The organism is Rania fehmarnensis (assembly GCF_056494185.1).
The window spans coordinates 689,350-712,631 of the sequence record NZ_CM151398.1; the positions used below are offsets into that span (position 1 = coordinate 689,350).

Here is a 23,282-nt window from a genome sequence, read left to right on the forward strand (position 1 = left end):
TCCAAAGTTTGGGTTACGCTAGGCTAGAGAAAAGTAACACGGTGCCTATTTGGTAACAGGCTTTTAGTAACAGGCTGCTCATTAAAAGGACTCATGGCAGGTAGCCACTGAGTGCTGCGGACTACTTACCTCATGCGTAAACCAGGAGTCGAGCGGCGCAATAAATTGGCAAGATTTCAACGGTCGAGCATTCAATGAAGGCACTTTCGCTCGGTGATAAGTCAAGAGCCGACTTGTCCTAGTCGTCACCCCCTGCGTAAGACGCTGGAACAGAGGGTGCTGGGGGTGGGGGATTTTTGGGTCCAGTCAATTTCGGAGGTATTGGCTTCGGCGTAAGCAATGATGGTGGGGGTATCTCTGCATAACTGCCAACGTTGACCAATCCATTACCGCTCCTTTCCCAGAATTGAACGGTTACAAAGCTCTCTTGCGTTGCACTGTTGCCAGCATTCAGGAACAGATAATTAACCAGCTCTTGACTGTAGGCACCTTTGTCAAGCACGGCGACTTTGACGTTTGCATATGAATGTTGCAATTCGTTCGCGATCGCGCTGGCTGAATGGACGCCTTCGAAGTTGATGATTTCACCAGTCGTCTGTCCGACGCCACCCTCGATACGAACTTTCTTAGTCCACGGGTTGGCACCTGTGCCTTCAATGGTGATGTCTGTTCCAGTCCGCTGGGCGACAAATTTCCACACGGCTTCCTCTGTGGGATTGCTCGCTCCGAAAACTCGTCCTTTAGCACTACCGGCTTGACTGACAGCATATGGAGCGAAGCCAGCCACGCCCATGGCTAGGCCCATGAGCGATGCTACCCTCTCTTTGCCGTCGGTGGTTAGCACGTCGTAAATGCCTGAGGTTGCGGTAGCCAAGTTAAAGGCAAGTTCAGAAGCGAAGATACTGGTGCCAACGGAAAGTCCAAATCGCGATGCACCTGCAATGCCGACACCACGCACCATGGTCCCAAAGGTGCCACCGCTAACGACGCCGAAAGCTGCACCGGCCAGGGCACCCTGCCAGCCTCCCGTGTAATAGCCTAAGACTGCCCCTTGGATCTCGCTTAGCAATACTTGTATGAGGAACGTTTCGCGAACTGTGAACTTGCCCGTTGGATCAGTCCAGTTTACGGGATTGTTCATAGCATAAGCATAAAGCGGTTCGTTGTTATATCCACGAAGTGGATCAGCCGCAGTGAATCGACCGGTGCTCGGATCGAAGTATCTGGCCCTTGCGTAGTCAAGACCGAGTGAGGCATCACGCTGTTGACCGGCGAACAAATAGGAATTGGGCGTAGTGCCACTTTGCTGCAACACTTGGCCAAACGCGTCATACACATATTTGTTGAGCAATTGTCCGGTGGCACTTGTGAGTGCGAGTGTGCTGCCCAGCCCGTCAACGTGATAATAAGAGCGGACATCGTCTCTTTGTTGGCTGATGAGTCCGTTGCCGTATACGTAAAAGTCGATCACCAAGCTGTCGGCTTGATATTCTAGTAAGACGCGTGGATTTGAATTTGCGTCGACCAAGAATCGTGTCTCACGGCCATTGACTTCTTGAGAAACTCGGATTCCTTGGAAATCGTAGTTGTTCCGTACGTCGGTCGTGCCGTCTCCATCGGAGTCTACCGCAAGTAAACGGTTCTCTGAATCCCACTGATTGAAGACGCGATCCGTGGCACTCACTCGCGAAAGCGTGTTGCCGTTATCGTCATACGTGTATTCTGTCAGCCCCGAGCTGGATACCTCCGTGAGCAGCCGATCGTTGGCATCGTAAGCATACTCGGTCGACCCCTTAGCAGAGTCAATGCGTGTCAAACGATTGCCAACTGGATCATAAGCGTAATCCAGTGTCAGGTCCCCAAGTACAGCATCGGTGGTGGTCTCGCGAGTCAATCGGTCCAAATCGTCGTACGTGTAATGGACCTGACGACCTCCAAGTTCCACCTTTGCATCCCTGCGCCCGGTTGGTCCCAGTGTGTATCGGACACTTGCAATGATTCCAGACGGACCCAGGCTCTCTACAACTAGTAGCCGATTCGTATCGTCGTAGCTGCGTGTTTCCACAATTCCATTTGGCAGTTCCGTTTGCACAAGGTTACCGGCTGCATCGTACTCGTATTGCGTCGTGCCGCTAACAGGATCGGATACAGTCAGAAAACGATGGAGCGGATCAAACGTAGATTGCGTGGTGAAGCTAGATTCGTCAATGCTGGCCGTCACTGAAGTCGGGTTGCCGACAGCATCGTAGGTGTAGCGTAGTTGTGCACCATCGGGATCAATGCGAGTTAACAAGCGATCCCGTGTATCGTAAGAGTAAACAGTTGAGCCGCGCGCATCCGTGACCGCGCTGAGTTGGCCCGTAGGCGTATACGTGTACGTCACCGAACTTCCATCGATAAATTGTTTCGATGTATGGCGGTTACGGGCATCGTAGGTGTAAGTGATCGAATCCGCGTTGGAGTCCCGAACAGTGGCAATGTTTCCGACGGCGTCATAAGCCGTCTCCGAACGCTGGCCAAGCGGGAGCACAGTTGCAGTCAACTGGGAAAGTCGATCGTATTCAAACCTTGTTACGTTGCCATTGGCGTCTCGCTGGCTCGCCAAATTGCCTAGCTCATCGTAAGTGTATTCGGTGCGTTGACTAAGCGCATCTATCACTGCAATTGCACGACCAATCGCGTCGTATTGATACTGCGTCTTCCTTCCTAACTGGTCGATGCTACCAATCAATAGGCCCCGTGCATCATATTGGTTCGAGGACCTGGTACCGTCTGCGTACTCGGTTTCAACCAGTCGTCCCAGCGAGTCGTACACGAAGCGAGTAGTGTGACCTAAACCGTCAGTCTGGGAAGTCTTCCGACCCTTAGCGTCGTAAGTGTAACTGTTCAAATTGCCGAGCGCGTCGCGTTTTAACTTTAGACGAGCGTTTTCGTCGTATTCGAACTCGGTGCGGTTACCAAGCTCATCGATTTCAGCAATCATCAGTCCAAGAGAGTCATATTCAGCCCGCAAAAATGTGCCGTCTGCAAATGTTGTTTTTATGAGTCGACCTTGGAGGTCATACTGATAGAGTTTTCGCCTGCCAAGTTCGTCAATACGAGCGACTTGCTGTCCAGCAGCGTCGTATTCGCTTCGTGTACGTGGATTGTCCTCAAGAGTCGATGGCGTGTTATCGGGATAAATTGTTTCGACAAGTTGGTTTCGATCATCGTAACGGAATGTTGTTCGTCGGCCGAGTGCGTCAATTGTGGCAACGAGGTTGCCGACGGCATCATATTCAGATCGCGTAACATGGCCTTCGGCATCAGTCGTGGAGGTAACTCGCCCGAGGGCATCATATTTGCGTTGAATCGTAACGTCCCGAGTTTCGCCAGAAGCCGTTTGAGTCGTGGTTTTGGTTAGTTGATTTCCATTTTCGTCATAGGCGAAAGCTGTCGAATTGCCGAGCGGATCAATGATCATGACTTGTCGGCCAATTGCATCGTATTGGAACTGCACTTTCTGACCGTCCTGGTCGGTGTTGGAGATGACTCGTCCCATTGCGTCATAATCGTTGACAATACTAGTTCCGTCGGCGTACAGCGTCTCAATTACGCGAAGCGATGCATCATATACATAAGTAGTAGTGTGCCCGAGTGGGTCGGCAACAGAGATAGGTTGTCCGGCAGCGTTGTAACTTGTAGTCGTTGTACCTCCAATCGCATCGGTCCGAACAAGTTCGTGTCCATTTGCATCGTATTGGATTGCACTGCGACGGCCCATAGAATCAACACGCGCAATTATGTTACTGTTGGCGTCATATACTGATTGCGTTGACGTGCCATCTGGGAGTCGCGTTTGGATGAGTCTGCCAATTGCGTCGTACTCGAATTCCGTGCGTCGCGATTCCTCGTCGACGGACGCAGTTCTGCGTCCGGCAGCATCGTATTCATAACGGCGTCGAGGATTGTCAGCAGGATCATTAGGTGTATCGTCGGGAAAGACCGTTTCGATCAATCGATTCAAGTTGTCATAGTTGTTTTGAGTAACTCGTCCGCTTGCATCGATTTCTGTTGTCGGATTGCCCACGGCATCATAGGACTTGCGAGAAACGCCGCCCTCGGCGTCGGTCACAGCAGTTGCGCGTTGCTGAGCATCGTACTCAATATGTGTGGTAACGTTGCGCACATTCCCATCTGGGGACGTCAGCGTGTAAGCGATGGAACGCTGATTTCCGTTGGCATCGTAGGTAAAGTTGCTCACATTGCCGAGCGCATCCACTTGCTGGACGAGCAGCCCGTTGACTGTCTGAAAGCGCGTCACGTTTCCCAAAGCGTCTGTAAGCGCGACTGCGGGCCGTTGCGGCGAATCGTAAGTCAACGTTGTAACATTACCCTCATAGTCGATCGTTGTCGTCAAATTGCCATTGGCGTCATATCTAAATTGCGCCGTATTGCCAAGCGGATCGGTTTCTGACAAGAGTCGCGTAAATGGGGCTGCTGCTTCGCCGTGAACCGCAGCATCCGAAGTCGTGCCTCGCGTGAATGCTTGATACGTTGCGATTGTCGTGTTACCCAATGGATCAGTTCTACTGAGAAGATCGCCGCGATCATTGTAGGTAAACTGTGTTGTCCGCCCTAGCGGATCTGTCTCGCTGAGTTTATTGTTGTCGGTATCATAACTGCGAACAAACTCGTTCCCCAACGCGTCGATGTGGCGCAGTGTGTTGCCCTGCTCGTCGTAGATTTCGGTCGTCGTATTGCCAAGCGGATCAGTGACCGTATTGAATAGTTGCCTCGGATCGTAACTGAAGTGTACAGGATTGCCGGCAGCGTCAATGAGCTGCACAAGGCGGCCCGATGAATCGTATTCAGTGCGGGTACCCGTGTGGCCGAGCGGATCAATGACTTGATCCAAGTAGTGTAATGGAGCATCGCGATAGCCGAAGGTCGTGGTGTTGCTCGCTCGGTCGGTGACAGCGATAAGGTCGCCGCGAGCATCGTATCGATAGCCAATGCGCTGACCGGACGGATCCACTACCGCAGTGATACGGCCCTGAGGATCTCGCTCGAATGTGACCGAATTTCCCTCGGGGCCCAATATCCCAGCGTCGGTAAATCGCAAGACGTTATTCGTGGGATCGCTTAGAGCCGTGAGATTGCCGGTTTGACCATTGATCGAGTAGGCAACGCCTTCCTTCGTCGTTAGCTGATAGAATCCTCCAAACGCTGGGTTGGTTGGATTGTATGCAGTTCCAGTTGTGAAATCGTAGACCGTGCCATCCGCTTTAAACCGAAGATCAGCCGCATTAACGGTCAGCGAACTTTTGACGCCAGCGTCGGGTACGAAGTGCGGCTCGAAGATTCCTAGAAAACTACCACGAAGTCCGTCGGCGACCGTCGGCCGGAACGTGAAACCTTGCCGCTCTCCCCCAGGCAGTGTTACATAAACTCGGCTGCCTGACTTGAACGGATTGAAGATGCCAAACTCTTCGAAGCTGCTCTTGGCAACACTTGTTCGAAGATGCATGTCACGATATTCCAATCTCCATCCAAACCCGATATCGCTGGATTCTGTCGAAGTAAGGGTGTCGTAAGTTCTACCGACCGTGATGGGCATCCCCAACACTGGTACGGTCAAGTCGATGAACGATAGGTTGTAGTTACCAAGCTTCAAATCGCCCGTGACATGAACGATCTGCTCCGTCGTTGCAGTATTGCCGCCCGTGTCGGTTGCTGTTAGACGTAAAACATAAGTGTCATTCTGTAGAATCGTTGGGTCCAACTGGCCAAGTACCCCGTTAACCACGCTGGTGGTGCCACGAGATATCTCGATAAATGAATCGAGGCCGAGCACCGATACTTCCAATGTGTAGAAAAGCAAATTGTCGTCTGTGACCGTGCCAACAATATCTACCACAGTGCGAATTACCGCCTCATCGCTGGGTGAAGTGATTTCAGCAATAGGCGCATCCCCATCGCTTAAATCGATCACTTGCAATGACATTGCGTCTTGGCCTAGGTTGTTCGCAGCGTCGGCTGCCTCAACTGTAATGGCAACCGTACCGATGGACGTGGCAAGGAAAACAGCCACGCCGTTAGTATCGACGGCCACCGGCGCACCATTGACAAGCAGCACCAGGCTCTCAACTCCAACGTTGTCGGTCGCTGAGATGAACAAGGTCACTTCCGTGCCGAGAGCAGCAGGAGACGCACTCGCTTCGACAATAACGTTCGGCGCTTCGATGTCGGCCTCGACAGTCAGCTCGTAACTTTGACTGGCCGACGCACCCAATGAATCGATTGCTCGAACAGCAATCGAATGTGTGCCTACGTCAGCGATGGCAGTCGTCCAACTAATTCGCCCCAAAGCATCAATGTTCATTCCAGTCGGAGATGAGACGAGCGTGTAAGTTAACTGATCAACGTCAGGGTCGTTTGCACTTAGGTCGTAGTAATAGATCAATCCAGCTGTGGTGCGACGCACCGCCTCTGATATAATTTCTGGTGGGCGATTGGCTGGTTGGACACGCAGCGTGTATCGCTGGCTGGCAACGTTACCTGCTACATCCGTAACGGTCAGCCTCACGTTCTGGTTTCCGATCTGCAGCTCGTTAGACGTCCATTCAATCAGGCCTGTCGTTGCATTGATTGTCATGCCACTGGGAGCAGAGGTCAAAGCGAACGTGAGTGTGTCTCCCTCGAAATCAGTGGCCGCAACTTGATAGCGGTAAGCCAGGCCCACCGAAGCGACGAAGGTAGGTCCGGTCGTGATAATAGGCGGCTCGTTAGAGGGTGTCGTACTCACCAGGATGCCAAACGTTTGTGTCGCGCTACCACCTTGGCCATCGCTAACCGTCACCACTACGTTGCTCGTACCAAGCTGATCGACAGTGGGTGCCCAGTTGATCAGTCCCGAACTCGGGTCGATGTTCATTCCAGCTGGACGTGTAGTTAAAGAGTAAGTAAGCGCATCACCATCTGGATCGTCCGCACGGACAGCGTAGGCGAAGGTGCTCACGATTGCGCCCAATGTTGTCGGAGTCGAGACAATTGTCGGCGGCAGATTGGCGGCGCGGACCTCGATAGTGAATGTTTGCGTAAAGAATCCGCCCTGGCCATCATCGAGTTGAACGACTACATCGGCCGGACCCAATTGATTAGCCTCCGGCATCCAGCACAGTGTGCCCAGCGATTCATGGATCGACATGCCGCGTGGAGCAGTTGCTAAACTCCAAAACCGAGGATCGTTATCTGGATCGATACCTTGTAGGTCGTAGTGATACTCGCGTCCGATTACTCCTGTTAGAAGTGGTGTTGACGAAATCCGTGGTGGGACGTTGGTACGCTCAGAGGTGACTTCGATGGTAAAGGATTGGCTAACCACGCCACCACGACTATCTTCGACACGAATCACCACATTGTTGTGGCCATGTTGGCCGGGAGTGGGCTGCCACTGGATCATCCCGTCGTCGCTCAACGTCATGCCTGCTGGAGCCGTCTGTAGAGCAATCGTCAGCGGATCATGGTTCGCATCAAACACACCAATTTGATATAGGTATGTTGCACCTAGGCCGATGCTAGTTCGAGGTAGCGTGTTGATGACAGGCGCGGTGTTGGCCACAGCTTCGTCTACAAGTACTTTGATCGTAAAGAGGATATTACTTCGCAGCCCCTGACTATCGGTAATAGTGATGACTACACTATTTGGTCCAACTTGATCTGCCGCGGGAGTCCAATCCAGCACGCCTGTGGCAGGATCGATCGTCAAGCCGAGCGGCCCGGAGTCCATACGAAACGTGACGGAATCGCCATCGGCATCTTGAGCTTGGAATTGATATTGGTAGTGCCGGCCGACTATAGCATCGATGGTCGGCGCCTGCGTGGAGAAGCAGGGCGCGGTGCCAGGTGCCGTGACGGTTACTCGGAACGATTGCAAGTGGACCCCGCCGCGACCATCCCGAACTCGCAGAATGACATTGTTGTCGCCTACGTGTTCGGCAACAGGCCGCCACGCAATGAGACCGTTAGGATCGACGGTCATCCCATTGGGTGCCACAACCAGATCGAACGTAAGTGCATCATTATCAAGATCGATGACGGTGGTCGAGTAACGATAGGTTTCACCAGTAGCCACTTCAGTCGGCGGCGTAGAGACAATTTGCGGGGACCGATTACCAGAATCGGCGAGTACGTTGAGAGTGAACGACTGCGAGACTTCACCGCCCCGGCCATCGATAACTCGGACGCTGACTTCGTGGGAACCAATCTGTTGGGCAGTCGGCGTCCAAGCAATATTGCCGCTGCCGCTGTCTATGGTCATGCCCGCGGGCGCTTGCGCAAGGAAAAAAGTCAACAGATCACCATCGAGATCAGTGGCTTGGACTGGATAGGCCAGCGGCAGTCCAGCCGTGGCTTCAGTAGGCGCGGTGGAAGCTATGGTGGGATCGGAGTTGGCGGCCCCCGAAGTGACGATCACATCATACTCTTGAGTATCCCGGCCGCCGCGACCGTCATCGGCTTGCACGACAAAGCGATACGATCCAGCACCAGGCGGTGACCAGGTGATACGGCCGCTTGTGGAATCGATTGTGGCATCAGTTGGTGCCGTGAGCAGGCTGAAAGTGATTGCATCGCCATCTACATCAACAGCTCGGACCGGATAGAGGTAGTCGCCAGTGTTCAATGTCACAGGGACTGATCCGAGAATTACGTTGCTGCCGGGACGCGTGAAGAGGAGATCGAAGGACTGAGCGGTGCCGTCACCCGTCAGCTTGACATCGAACGTAACTGTCTCGCCAGCTCCGATGCCGGTGACGAGTCCGGTGAGATTTTCCACGCTGGCACTTGAGCTGGAGGCAACCAGATCGATGGCCAGCTGGTCTTCGATCTCGTTGGCCTTGACCTCAACAAAGGCCTTAGTGAAGGACGCGGCCGGAAGTCCGCCACCGCGCAGCAAGTTTACATCCCAAGCGGCACCATGGAGCGCCCAGGCCAGGTCGATGTAATCGGCCTTGGTCGTTTGCGCCGGCCTGACCGTCGAAACAAATGTGCCGCCTGGTGCGGTTGTGAAGCCGCCCGCGCCGTCGGCAATGTAAGCGGTACCATGCGAATCGACACCCAGAACCACGTTATTATTGGCATCACGAAACTGAGCATCGTGAACACCATTGAGCTTAGCGCCGACGCTTTCGAGCGCGGAGAAAGTAGATAAGAAATCGAGGCTCGGGTCGAGCACATCACGATCTTCGTCGCTGACCAAGATGACATTGACAGCCGCACCCGGCCGGTAGACATCCAGACTTAGTCCCACATTGATCGCTTCGTAACCGTCTTCAAAGTTTCCGTTGGCGACCAGCGAGCGCATAGCCGCAGATGCTTGCTCAGCTGAACCGACATACAGGTCATCGAGTGGAGCAAGTACTAGTTTTTGTCCGGCAGCTACATCGATCTGGAAGAGATCGCTGCCCAGCGGGAATTCGAGCGTACCGGCGATGTCGCCACTGGCAGTAGGCCGCGGCAAAGTCGCTATATCATAGAGTTGAAAACCATAGTTCCCGAAGGCATCGGCAAGTCCGTCAAGACTTAGACGATAGGTACCGGTTTCCGGCAAGAAGAATGGCCCAAAGTTGGCGCTAATATCGGTGATGCTGAAGACCTGGGTGCCGCTTGGGGCAAATAACGCTGGCACAATGTTGTTCGTCGCAGGCCCTAAGCGGTCGAAGAACATACGCTGACCAACGTTGCCATTAAAGGTGTAGTTGTGTTGCTCCCCGACGATCGACAGCGCTGCATTGACAGGTCGATTTAGCTCGAGCGGTTGAGTGATGAACGAGGTTGGTTGCACACTAATCGTATAGGTACCGCTACCGGTGTCGCCAAGGCCGCCTTCCAACAACAGTGTGTAAGTACCAGTCTGGGCGACGGTGATCACATCGACATCCGCACCGATGAAAGTGTTGAAGAAGAGAATGTTACCGAAGGGATCGACCAATCTCTGACGGGCAGTTCCAGCGTTGGTTCGCGCAGTTGTATCGAAGTAGATTCGATCTCCAGCTGTAGCCGTGAATCGATATAGATCGGTCTCATTGGCTGGTTCAAGCGTGCCACTGAGGGGCGTACCAGGAATGAGTGCGGTCGCCGATGCCAACGTATTCAAACGAAAGTTGTAGGCTGCGGTGATGTCAGCCGTAGCGTCAATCGTTAACGTGTAGTCGCCAGCAGGTACGCTGAGCACGGGGTTACCGTTAGCCGCATCGCTGCTGGTGAAATTGCGATTGTCGATGAGCGTGCCTGTTGGACCCTGGAGGCTCCAAAGGAGGCTGGCATTGTTTGTTTGGGCGTCAAATACGAGATGGGCAGAGTCTAGCAAGGTAAAGGTATAACGGTCCTGATCACCTGGCGTAGCCAGACTGCCACTGACCAGCCTATCGAAGGTCAGCGAAGTCGAACTGCCCACAATCGGTTGCACGTTAAGCGTGTAGGTGCCAATGCCCGTATCGCCAACACCACCCTCCAACAACCACGTATAGGTGCCAGACTGTGCGAGCGTGATCACATCGACATCGGCACCCGTGAATGTAGTGAAGAAGAGAATGTTGCCGAAGGGATCGACTAGCCGCTGGCGGGCATTGCCGGCGTTAGTTCGAGCCTGAGTATCAAAGTAAAACCGATCTCCGGAGACGGCGCTGAAGCGGTAAAGATCCGTTTCATTGGCGGGATCGAGGCTGCCACTGAATGGTGTGCCAGGCGTTACAACTGTCGCCACGTTTAGGTCGTTCAAGCGAAAAGCATAGTCGCCCGTAATGTTACCTGTGGCCGCCACTATCAATGTGTAGTCGCCGTGCGGCAAGTTGAGCACTGGATTGACGCCCACATTGACTGCATCGCTGCTCGAAAAACTGCGATTGGTTACAACGACGCCAGTTGGCCCGCTCAAAGTCCAATTCAAGTTTCCATTGCTAGTGAGTGAATCGAAATAGAGCAGCGATGCTGTCGATAGGCTAAAGGTATATCGATCAAGTTCGCCAACGGCAGAAATACTGTTGCTGAGTGTCGTACCGAGCACTAGGGGCGTTGACGGCAACGGAGGTGGTGGTGTGGCAGTTCCCTGGGGTACAACGTTGAAAGTGTACGTTCCACTGACTGTATCGACGATGCCACCTTCGACCAACAACGTGTATTGGCCAGTTTGCTCGAACGTCATCGTGGCCACGTCAGCAGATGTCGTATCGTTGAAGGACGTGTTGAACAATATCGAACCGTAAGGATCTATCAGCCTCCAGCGCGCACCGCCCAGTCCACCATTGCGCGCCTGCACATCAAACGAAAACCGATCGTTGGCGGCCGCGGTAAAACGGAAACGATCCGTTTCATTAGCTGGGTCCAGGCTGCCGCTGACCGGGACATTAGGCGATAGCGCAATCGCTGACGACAGTTCACTGAGATTAAATTCGTAGGTTGAAGTGGCATCACCACTTCCATCGACCGTGAGTGTGTAATCGCCGGCCACGAGGTTAAGTATCGGGTTGCTCGACTCGCCATTGTTAAAATTGAAGCTGCGGTTGAGCACAGCCGTGCCGGCCGGTCCGGTCAACGTCCAGTTGATTCTGCCATTGTTTGTCAGCGAGTCGAAATACAGCAGTGACGAAGTCGCCAGGCTGAATGTATATCGATCCTGCTCACCAGGCGCGGAGATCGCACCAGCAATAGTGCTTCCCAGTACGAGTGGCTGAGTAACGAAAGTCACAGGTTGGACGTTAAATGAATAGGTTCCATTAGTTGTTGCAGCCAGTGAACCTTCGATCAGCAACGAATAAGTTCCTGGCTGGCTAAAGGTCAACGTATCGACATCGTTGGCAGGATTATCAAAGCTGCTGAGGAACAGGTTGTTGCCTAGCGGATCAAACAAACGCCAGTGGGCTGCATTGCCGGTGCGATCTTGTTGGTCGAAAAAGAATTGATCACCGGCCGAAGCTTGAAATGTATAAAGATCACTTTCGATGCCAGGCGTCAAAGTGCTGGAAACAGTAGCTCCCGGAGTGAGTGTGGGGGCGGAGGATAGCTCACTGAGTCGGAATTCGTAGGCTGCGATAGTGTCGATACTACCGTCAATCGTAAGTGTGTACGGTCCAGGGACGAGATTGAGCAGCGGCTGATTGACCTCACCATTGTTGAAATTGAAGGGGCGATTGAGCACGGCTGTTCCGGCTGGACCAATTAGTGTCCAGTTGATGCTGCCATTGTTGGTCAACGAGTCGAAGTAGAGCAGCGACGAAGCAGTCAATGTAAATGTGTAACGATCCTGTTCGCCGGGAACTCCGATGGAGCCGCTGATCGTGTTACCCATGTCTAAAATCTGCGTACTGATAGTGGACGGTTGCAGGTTAAACGTGAAAGTTCCTGTGCCAGTGTCCGTCAGCGCCCCTTCAATCAGGATCGCATAGCTGCCCGCGGCAGTTAGAGTGAGCTTGTCGACATCTGTGGAGGTAGAAAAGGCAGTGCTAAAGAGAACCGCGCCAAATGGGTCAATCAATCGCCAGCGTGCGCCGGTAGCGCCTGCCCGAGCTTGAACATCGAAGTAAAATTGGTCTCCTACATTGGCATCGAATTTGTAGAGCTCTGTTGCATTGGCAGGATCGAGCGACCCACTTACAGCGGTGCCGGGCGTGATCGGTTCAGCTGCAGCCAAATCGCTCAAGCGGAAAGAATAATCGCCCAGCGCATCAACGGTTCCGTCCACTGTCAGTACGTAGTCGCCAACAGGCAGGTTGACGACGGGATTGGCAATATTGAAGCCGTCGCTCACAGAAAATGAGCGATTGCTTACTATGGTTCCACTTGGACCGGTCAACGACCATGTCAACGTGCCACTGTTGGTTAGCGAATCGAAGTCCAGCAGCGCTGGGCTATTCAATGTGAACTCATAGTTGTCTTTTTCGCCTGCCGTGGAAATTGAGCCATTGACCATCGAGTTCACGACTAGCGGTGTCGCTGCGGTTGTGAATGGATGAACATTGATCGTGTAGGCTCCTGCCGAAGTGTCGGTGATTGCGCCTTCGATCAGCAATGTGTACGTACCGGGTTGGGGCAGGGCGGGCCCTTCGACGTCGGAGAAAGATGTTTCCGAAAAGAAATTATTGAAGACGCTGTTGCCGTAAGGGTCGAGCAAATGCCAACGGGCCTGACTTCCACCGGCGCGCGACCGAACGTCGAAATAGAGCCGATCACTTGGCAAGGCATCAAAGCGGTAAAGGTTGGTTCCATTGGCCGGCGATAAGTTGTCACTCGTCGAAATACCAATAGCAAGCGACGTCGCGGTGGCTAGATCGCTCAGGCGGAACGAATAGTCGCCGGTCTTGTCTGTTGGCAGGTCGATCGACAGCGTGTAATTGCCGGCCGGAACTGCGACAACGCTAACGGCAGTAGTGAACGAACGGGCATCGACAGCCCGACCTGCTGGGCCGGTCAACGTCCAATTAAGATCCGCGTTGTTGGTTAGCGCATCAAAATAGAGCCGAGCAGGTGTAGAGAGATCGAACGTGTAGCGATCTTGATCGCCCGCTGTGGCCAGCGAGCCGGTGATCGTGCTACCCAACGTCAGCGGCGTGGTGCTACCGGGTGCAGGTTGCACATTGAAACTGTAATTGCCAGGGGATGTGTCACCAGGTGCACCTTCGAGCAAGAGTGTGTAGGCGCCAGTTTGGTTCAGAAGTATAACACCGAAGTCGGCTGAGGTCGTATTGAAGCTAGTAGTGGATAAGATATTGCCATAGGGATCGACCAGCCGCCAGTTCGACGAACCCGGACTGCTTCGAGCAGTCACATCAAAGTAGAACTGTTCACCGGCTTGCGCATTGAATTTGTAAAGATCCGTTTCGTTAGCCGGCGTGAGATCGCCGCTGGTAACAGTGCCCAGAGTGAGCGTAGGTGCAGCTGTGAGTTCGCTGAGTCGGAATGCGTAATTGCCCGTGTTGCCTGCTAAAGTACCCACAATCAGTGTATAGTTGCCAGCCACCAGGTCGATGATCGGGTTGACGTTGGTCAGAGAGTCACTGGCGCTAAACATTCGCGAGCTAACAGCCGTACCAGCGGGGCCGGTTAAGGTCCAATTGAAGTTGCTGTTGTTGGTCGAAGAGTCAAAGTACAGCAGCGACGCGTTGGCCAGCGTAAAGCTATACCGATCCACTTCACCGACGACGCCAATCGAAGCATTTACGACACTGCCGAGGGCGAGTGCTGTAGAGGGTTCAGGGGGCTGCGGCGGCATGTTTCCTTGAGGCACCACCATGAATGTATAAGTGCCACTCAAGGCGTCGGTGACGTGACCTTCAATGAGCAGCGTATAATTACCCGGTTGGGACAGCGTTAGCGTAGCCACATCCGCCTGCGTGGTACTAGCAAATAAATTGGTGAAGATTAAGTTGCCGAAGGGATCGATCAATCGCCAATCCGATGCGCCTCCGTTGGTGCGGGCTTGCAGGTCGAATGAAAATCGGTCACCGGCTGCAGCCGTGAAGTGAAAAATATCGGTTTCGTTGGCTGGATCCAGTTCGCCGATGACGGGCGAACCCGGCGTCAACACCGTCGCTGACGACAGCGTGCGTACGCGAAAGGCATATGGCCCAGTCGCATCATTATCGCCTGCTATGCTTAACGTGTAATCACCGGCGGGCGCTCGGAAGACAGGATTGCCTTGAAACGATGCGCCTTCAGTGCTGCTTGCGAAACTATGCGTGCCGAAGGATCCCATCGGTCCGGAAAGCGTCCACTTGATATCAGCAGCATTGCTAAGCGAATCGAAGTAGAGCAGTTCTGCACTGGACAGAGAAAACGTGAAGCGCTCCAGTTCACCTGCAGCGGCGATCTCGCTACTGATTTGAGTGTCAAGCGTTAGCGGCAGAGTCGTGATGGGAGACGGTTGAACGTTCAAGCGGTAGGTCCCAGCCACGGTGTCGCCAATGCCTCCTTCCAGCAGCAGCGTGTAGTCGCCGGGTTGCTCGAGCGTCACGCCTGATACATCTTGTTGGAATCCTTCAAACAGTGGAAGTTTGATCAACTGATTACCGTAGGGATCGAGCAACTTCCAAAAGGCGTCGCCTGCGGTTGGACGATCGATCAAGTCAAGATAAAAGCGGTCACCAGCCGAGGCTGTGAAGCGATAGACTTCGCTCTTGTTGGCTGGAGTCAGTTGCGAAGTAATGGGAGTGCCTGGCGTCAATGGCGTAGCCGTGGCCAAGTCGGTCAAGCGAAACTGATACCCTCCAGTCACGCTCGACGCGCCTGTTACCGTCAATGAGTAATCGCCAGCCACCAGGTCCAGCATGGGGCTGACCGATAGAAAGCGCGCATCGGATGCTGTGAACTGGCGACTAGCGACGACTTTCCCCGCTGGACCCGTTAGCGACCAATTCAAGCCGAGGTTGTTCGTGAGTGCATCGAAGTAGAGTTGTTTAGGCTCGGCGAGCGTGAATGTATAGTTATCTTCTTCGCTGGGCACATCGATACTCCCGCTGATGAGTCCACTGAGCGTCAGGGGAGCGATCGTCGTGCCTGGTTGCAGCACTCGAAACCGATAACCCCCCAGCCGATCGGAAGTGTCGGAAACCAGCAGCAACTGTGTGCCTGTTGTGGTCGCAGTAGCTTCGAAGGCGCTGGGAGTTAGAATCGGTCCCAGCGCCTCGCTGCCCACGGCAACGCTGCTGGTTGGACCGAAGAGAGTTAGCGTGGCCGTTTCGATAAGATTGAACGGATGGCCCGGTTCGCGACTAGGCCTAAACGTTGCGTTGGCGCCGTAACCGACCACGACATAGCGATTGGGTCCAATGCCGCGAGCCTCAAGCGCTGCGTCGAGGATAGGGATCATCCCTTCGACCCAATCTTGATCAGCATCCATCGACGTGGACTCGTCGACGACGAAGAGTATGTCTGCAAAGCTCTGCCCGGTTGCCACCGAGGGCAGCGTGAGCGAAACAGTTTGTGTCGTCGATGCGCCCAGCGGCAGATCGAGGTCGATACGAATCGGTGTAACGTCACCCGAGGGTGCATGCGGCAGTTGTGGCGTATCGAAGTTCAGCACGGGCTGGCTGATGATAACAGGTGGCGTATTTCCAGGTTGTTGACCGACTGCAATCGAGTAACTTTGCGTGGCCGTACCGCCACGGCCATCGCTGACTTGCAGAGTCACTGATTGAAGCTCGACTTGGTTGCCGCTGGCTGTCCAGCTGATAAGGCCACTGATCGAATCGACCACCAGGCCGGTTGGACCACTGAGTATGGAGAAGTTCAGATTGTCTTCATCGGCATCGTTGGCCCGCGCTTGATAGCGGTAGAGCGTGCTTACCTGTGCAGAACTTTGCGGTACCGACGTAAACACGGGCGGGCGATTCAGCGGAGATGCGATGGCGGACAGCGAGAATCGCTGTTGGGACGAGCCTCCGCGACCATCGTCCACTTGCACCAGGATCATGTGCGTTCCGGCGCTTGCTGCTGTTAGATTCGCAGTAATCAGACCGGTGCTGCTGTCCAGCGTCATCCCGTCTGGAGCGGAGAGGAGAGAGAATGTAAGCTGATCGTCATCAGCATCGATGGCCTCTACGTCGTATGCGTAGGTTTTACCAACAATCGCTTCGACGAGTGGAACCGAGGTGAATCGCGGAGCCTGATTAACTCCGCCTATGATTACCAGTTCGTATGTAAACTGCGAGTGGCTCGGTACAAAAAATTTGACTGACCGTGCGTCACTGGCTTCACCCGGCAGCAGCACGCCGTCAGAAATCAGTTTAGTGAATTCATAGAAAGGAACTCCGTCGGGTGTGAATCCATCGAAATCTTGAACGCGGATCGTCGGATCGCTGATATTGCGAATGCCGACCAAGAGTGGCGCGTCGGCCACATACTGCCCTGCATTGCGCAATGACAAGTCGGCGTACAAAACATTGTTCTGGCTATCGAATGACGTGCGTCCATACTCACTGGCGAAGCTGGCCGAGACGTCAGAGAGTAATGAGAAATCTATGGCGTCTGTGGCTGGCTGGTCACCCACCAGTGTGAGCGTACTACTGACGGTTTGCCCTTGTACATCCGTCGCGGTGACCTGAAAAACATTCTGACCTGGACGAATCAAAACGCGTGTGAAGAAACTGCCTGCTGCATCCATCGCCTCGACTGGCTGTCCAGCGATGGTTACATGACTCAGGAACGACCCTGCTGGTGCATGACCACTGACGAGCACTTCTGTTCCGGCCTCAAAGTGGCTCTCATTTATAGGAGTCTCGATCAAAATGTCTAGCGAAGTGTTTGAAGCCCCCACTGATAAAGTGCCGGTAGTGAGTCTGAGTGACCGAGGTGCGTCGGACGATTGCGAAGGGGGGGCTTGGCCGCCAGCAAATGCGGATAAAAACTCTACTGAACGAATGGCAACAGCAGTTTGCGTATCCGCATCATTGTTAATGAGTCGAAAGACCAGACTGGCTTGCGTTCCGGGCAGAACATCTTGTAAAGACAGAGTTACTCGATTGCCGGTAAATTCGACGCGCGAGCTGCCCAGGGGCGAGCTTGTTTCAGAGGAGTTGAAGAATGCCTCTCGTCCTGGCGCAATGGAATGCACCAAGGAACGCCCCGATTGGTCCAATAGTGCTGCTTCGAATCCATCTTGGATCTGCCCCTGGCTGGCGGTGTCAAACTCGATGCCTTCCAACAAAAACGACAAAGCCGCTGCATCGCTGGGAATGGCCAGCTGCGTAGTCAGGGACGATATGAAAGAACTTCCTTCGCGAAGTGCTGGACCGCAGCCGAACGCCGAAAAATTCCCGCTCGTCCCGTCACTCCGCGTATAGGCTTGACCGACTGGCTCCACACCCCCATTCAAGTGATTGACAACCAGCAACGCATCGATGGGCGTTACGAATTGATCGCAGCTAACATCTAAGTAGGGTGGAGGCATGGCTCCCACCTCAGTCACTGCTGGCAGCTTGCCGTTGGGAGCGGAAATCTGTTTGGTATTTATCTCGTTGATGATTTGCAACAGATCGATGGGCGTAATGAAGCCTTCCTGATCATTGTTGACATTTAGCGGAGATAGTCCGTTATTCCAGTCCGAGCCGATCAACATGTCGCGACGTTCGAGCTGTTCGAACGGCATCCTTCGCTGGAAATGCTGTCGACGCAAGCGAGAAAGTAGCTTTCGGAAGTTGCGTTTACGCGATAAGAGTAGCTTGCGCATAAGAAGACCTCAGCAAAACCAGGCGGCGAAGCCCCAACCTGCTAAGGACCTGAAATGGCCGGGCATCGGACTGGATTCTCAGGCCCTTTAGCGGTTTAAAATGGTTTGTTTCGGTAACTAATGCGTAAAATCCGACTGAATCGGCTCAGAAATTATTCAAGCCAAGCCTGTTGTGGTGTGAAGTTGGCTTCGCGTGGAGTTTATTACAGGTCAGATTTCCACTCCATTCGATGATCTGGCAATGCTGCGCGTTTCCAGTGCAGGTCCGGGAGCCCGGAATTTCAACAATAGAAGCTGTGCGATCTTCCGAGCAAGCTTCTCATTCTACTCTTTGCAGCCAGGTTGACTGGTCGATGACGTCGCTGATGAACATTTGTTGAGCGACTAAGATGGCCTGGTGGAGCTGTTCGGCGGTGACGGAGCCGGCTTTGTTTTCAACGTCCAGAGTGCCGGTCGCATCGCGCAGGAACTCGACTTTGTAGCCCAGGTGAAAGGCTTGACGCGCCGTGGTGTCGCAGCAAACTTGCGTCATGTAACCAGCTATGCAGACCGTGTCGATCTGCCGTTCCTTCAAGAACTGGTCCAAAGGTGTGTCTGTAAACGAGCCTGGCAAGTGCTTGTCAATCAGGACATCGCGGGGCCTCGATTCGACTTCTTGATGCAGTTGCCACATCGGGCTTCCCTGGCGAAACACGGGCGATTCCGGGTCGGGCTGGTGATGCCGTACGACTACGGTGGGGATGTTCACTTTCCGCGCTGTGTCCATCGCTTCGAGAATGTTGCTCAAATGACCAACCGGATGGCGAATCGGAAAAGCACCTTCGAAGTATTCTCGCTGCACGTCGATGACTAGTAGTGCTCTGTTCATACCTTAACTTCCTCGGGATGTGTGATGGTAGCGCGTCCAAAGTCTGGCGACTTCGGCTACGGAGATCGTGGTGGTTGGCTTTGGGAGATAGACAACAAGTATACGGTTTCTCTGCGACTCTCTGGGTGAGGGAGCTTGTATAATACGGCTGTGAGCATCACCTGAATCTTCGTCTCAGTGAGCCTATGGCCGAGCAAGAAATTGACCAACCCGAGTTGGAAAACTACCGCGCGTACCTGCTGACTTTGGCGCGGACGCAGTTGCCTATGCGTGTGCAAGGGCGCGTGGACGCTTCGGATGTCGTTCAAGAAACCTTGCTGGAGGCGCATCGCCAGCGTGAGCAATTTGCAGGGCAGGGGACGGCACCACGGATGGCCTGGTTGCGTCAATTGCTATCGGGCAAGTTGATTGATGCGTTGCGGCGCGAGACGCGGGGTAAACGCGATGTCCGGCGCGAGCAACAGTGTCAGGTCGAACTGGAATCTTCGGCGGCCAGGCTGATCGCCTTGGTAGGCTCCGAGCTGTCGACTCCTAGCATGAAGTTCGAGCGTAACGAACTGGCCGTGCAGCTGGCCAGAGCCTTGCAAGATCTGCCACCGGCCCAGGGCGAAGCACTCACTTTGCGTTATCTGCAGAACCGTTCACTGGCCGAGATTGCTGAATTGATGCAGAAGTCGCCCGTCGCGGTGGCCGGTCTTATCAAACGGGGTTCTGCCGCTTTGCGTCAGCGAATAGCAGCCAATCAGACATGAGTTGTACTTCTGCGGATTCTGAATTCGAACCTTCGGATATCGATCGTGCCATAGCCGAATATCTCCAAGCGATCGATAACGCTCAACGCATCGATCGCGAAGAATTTCTGCAGCGGTATCCACACATTCGCAACGAACTGGCCGAATTCATCGACAACGAGCTGAATGCTTTGGGCCTGGTGAACCCGCCGGTGGCATCGCCAGACCTGCTGGAACAAACTGCGGACTATCAAGCTGGCGAGCCATCGCGAGCGCTTCAATCTTCGCAACCTAGAGAGCCATTTCTTTCGAGCCTCGGTCCCTATCGGCTGCTGACCTTTTTGGGTGAAGGAGGCATGGGGCGAGTCTACGAAGCGGTCGATCCCAGTGGGCAACACGTAGCTGTAAAAATTCTGAACCAGCAATGGTCCAAGAATCCGGAATCGATGCAACGTTTCAAACTGGAAGGTGCTCTGGCGGGCACGATCAATCATCCGCGGTGTGTATTTGTTCGCACAGTAAACGAGATAAACGGCCAACCCTTTATCGTCATGGAGTTGATGTCCGGCAAGACGCTACGAGATCTGGTCATGAATGCCGGGCCACTAACAGCGACCGAAGCGGTATCGAAGATCTTGGATGTCATTGATGGTTTGAAAGAAGCTCATGAGCGTGGAGTCATTCATCGCGACATCAAACCTGCCAATTGTTTTTTGGAGTCTTCAGGTAGGGTCAAGTTGGGTGACTTCGGCCTGGCTCGCTCCATTGAACATGAATCGGAGTTGACGCAGACGGGTAGCTTCATAGGTACGCCACTTTATGCGTCACCAGAACAGATTCGCGGTGAGCCACTCGATTTCCGCACCGATCTATATAGTGTCTGTGCAACTCTGTACTTCTTGCTGACCGGGCAAGCTCCATTTGGTCAGTACTCGTCGACGCAAGTTATCGCGCGCATCGTATCCGATGATCCGGTGCCCATTCGACAATTCAATGCAACCTTGCCAAAACTCTTGGAGCAGGTTGTCCAGCGAGGATTAAGTCGCAGTCGCGATCAACGCTTTCAGGATCTCGACCAACTGAGAAATGCACTGGAGCCATTTGTAAGTGGGCGGCAAGCAATCGCTCATTTGGCCAGGCGATTGGCGGCGTATGGTCTGGATACATGTGTGCTCACGATCGGGCTGTTTGCGTTATCAGGCATGTTGGGCCATCAATTGTTTGATCCAACGTCGCAAACCCTGCAGCAATTGACGTTCTACAATGCCATCGTGTGGTTGTATTTCATCGTCAGTGAAGGCATCTGGTCGGCGACGCCAGGAAAAGTGGCCTTACAACTGCGCGTCTTCGACAGCCGTACCGGGGAGCAAGCTGGCTTCCTGAGGATCGTTGGGCGCACTGCGATCTATATGCTCATCGGCTCCGTATTGCCTAGTTTCTCAAGCCTGATTTTGTTTGGGCACCTCAGCGTGGAAGTGCAGTCGCTTTTGCAATCGGCGGCTTCGATCTTAGGACTGTGCGTGCTGTTGATTACGCTACGATCTAAATCAGGTGCACGATTACTACACGATGTGCTTAGCCACACGGTAGTTGTCGCTAGCCATCATGCGTCTAAACCCGTGCGTTTAATGCCTGCAGAGCCGGTACGTGAACTCAGCACCACGGCTGCTGCGGGCTGGCCCGCGACCTTAGGAACCTATGAGGTCAGCGGCGTAATCTGGCAGGCAGAGCAGCAAGCTTTGCTAAGCGGTCGCGATCCTTACTTGAATCGACGCGTGTGGCTACTGATCGACCGTAGTCTGGAGAGTTACCACGAAGTCGACCACAGTCACACGCGACCATCACGCTTGCGGTACTTGGCGCATGGTCAAGAGAAGTCGTTCACATGGACTGCGTATGTTGCGCCGACCGGCGCTCCGTTGCGCTATTGGGTTACACCTGAGCAACGCTTGTCGTGGCGTGAAGCTCGCTTGATTTTAGAGCAACTGGTCGATGAGTTTCGGCAGTCTCGAAATGATCGTACCCAGCTCAAGCTGACTAGCCTCGATCAGTTGTGGCTAGATGGGCAAGGACGAGTCGTGATCGCCGATTGGCCACTGGGGCCCCCGGTGTTGAATAAAGAAAATCAAGATACTGTACCGACATCTGGTGTTAAGTCCGTAGTCGACGAGCAACGAAACGGCTTGCAGCTGCAACGATCTGAACAAGTATTTGCGTTGGAAGCCATGCGTTTGAGTTTGACCGGTCGCAGCCGGCCGCTTGACACACCTCCAACCCCAATCGAAGCACCTGTACCAATTCACGCGACTCAGATTCTCCAAACGTTGGTCGATGCACACGCTGCCCAGTCTGGATCAAGCCTGGATAGTTTGCACAAGAACTTGCGTGAAGACTCCAGCCGGCCGTGGCAAGTGACGCCCACGATGCGTTTTTGGATGATCGGCATCAGCGCTATGACGCTGTTGAGTTTAGTGGGCGCGATGACTTCGCTGTCGCGCGTCGGTAATCAAGTTAAAGTGATGCGACTGGAAGATAGATATATCGAAGCCTGCGCCTTGCAAAGCCTGATTGATAAACCGGATTGGTACAGGCAGTGGCTTCAGACGCAGGAGCAGCAGGCCGCAGTTAACGGGGTGGCGGCGCCGATGCTGGAGCCCATCGCCACTTACAAACAAGTGGTTCGAGATGAGCTGACGGTGCGTTGGCGATCGGCGGGTTTCATTCAACGGCAAATATTGACGGGCGGAGTGGTGGGTGAGATTGTTGAAAAAGCGACTGATATACAGTTTGAGCAAGTGCCGGGTTCAACCTTTGCACTGCGGTTAGTCAATAGCTCACCTCGGAGTGAGCGAGAAGTGCTGACCGCGGATCGACTTGCGCGTCGCTGGAGGATCATTCAGGCGCTAGAAACCGATGCAGCCTTCAACCGCAACTGGCCGGTGATGGTTGTCACCCAAGGGCCATTGCTGGGTTTGGTTCTATGGAGCGGGTTAGCGCGTGGAGGTCTACCATTCCTGCTGTTAGGAATCTATATCGTCAAGCTCAATGGAGCTCGAGCTAGTCGTTGGCTAATGATATGGCGCTCGCTAGTGACGTGGTCTCCAATCCTGCTGTTCAGCGTATTTATTCTACTTATCGATTTGTATATGCCTCAACTGGGCTGGCTCGCCACGACGCTGCATCTGTCCATGCTTGCCCTACTTCCGGTCTACGCAGCCATCGCCCTGCGGTGGCCGGATTGTGGCCCCCAAGACTGGCTAGCCGGTACCCGTCTGGTACCCGCGTAACCGCGTCTGTCCGCAGTCGCTCCGCACCTTACGTCGAGTTACTTTACGCGTAAAGTAATGGCTAACCGCAGGGGAGACCCTTCGATTAGATCCACTGATTATTCAAAATACAATAGAGCCACTATACCCCCGTTCAGGGTTGCGGTTGGTTTTGCTGCCAAGGGCTCAAAAATTCTTGCATGTAGCGCGCCTAA

General features: G+C 53.8%; 4 protein-coding genes. 2 read left to right on the forward strand and 2 right to left on the reverse strand.

Features of this window, described 5'->3' with window-relative positions; all coding sequences use genetic code 11:
• Positions 1-238: 238 nt before the first annotated feature.
• Together SH573x_RS02340 and SH573x_RS02345 are read right to left on the reverse strand one after the other, a co-directional pair.
• The gene (locus tag SH573x_RS02340; protein WP_479352682.1) at positions 239-18,202 is read right to left on the reverse strand and encodes a putative Ig domain-containing protein; all 17,964 of its coding nucleotides are present in this window, start codon (positions 18,200-18,202) and stop codon (positions 239-241) included.
• Between the two features lie 319 nt (positions 18,203-18,521).
• Positions 18,522-19,070, reverse strand: coding sequence for a cysteine hydrolase family protein (locus SH573x_RS02345; protein WP_479352683.1), 549 nt, complete (start codon positions 19,068-19,070; stop codon positions 18,522-18,524).
• A gap of 185 nt (positions 19,071-19,255) precedes the next feature.
• Between SH573x_RS02345 and SH573x_RS02350 the strand changes: the two genes are divergently transcribed.
• The gene (locus SH573x_RS02350; protein WP_479352684.1) at positions 19,256-19,822 is read left to right on the forward strand and encodes a sigma-70 family RNA polymerase sigma factor; all 567 of its coding nucleotides are present in this window, start codon (positions 19,256-19,258) and stop codon (positions 19,820-19,822) included.
• Positions 19,819-23,088, forward strand: coding sequence for a protein kinase domain-containing protein (locus SH573x_RS02355; RefSeq protein WP_479352685.1), 3,270 nt, complete (start codon positions 19,819-19,821; stop codon positions 23,086-23,088). Before SH573x_RS02350 ends, SH573x_RS02355 begins: the two co-directional genes overlap by 4 nt.
• Positions 23,089-23,282 lie beyond the last annotated feature (194 nt).

Excerpts from the sequence above, each read along its gene's own strand:
- SH573x_RS02345 (WP_479352683.1), bottom strand. The coding sequence starts at position 19,070 with ATGAACAGAGCACTACTAGTCATCGACGTGCAGCGAGAATACTTCGAA.
- SH573x_RS02340 (WP_479352682.1), bottom strand. The coding sequence starts at position 18,202 with ATGCGCAAGCTACTCTTATCGCGTAAACGCAACTTCCGAAAGCTACTT.
- SH573x_RS02350 (WP_479352684.1), top strand. The coding sequence starts at position 19,256 with ATGGCCGAGCAAGAAATTGACCAACCCGAGTTGGAAAACTACCGCGCG.
- SH573x_RS02355 (WP_479352685.1), top strand. The coding sequence starts at position 19,819 with ATGAGTTGTACTTCTGCGGATTCTGAATTCGAACCTTCGGATATCGAT.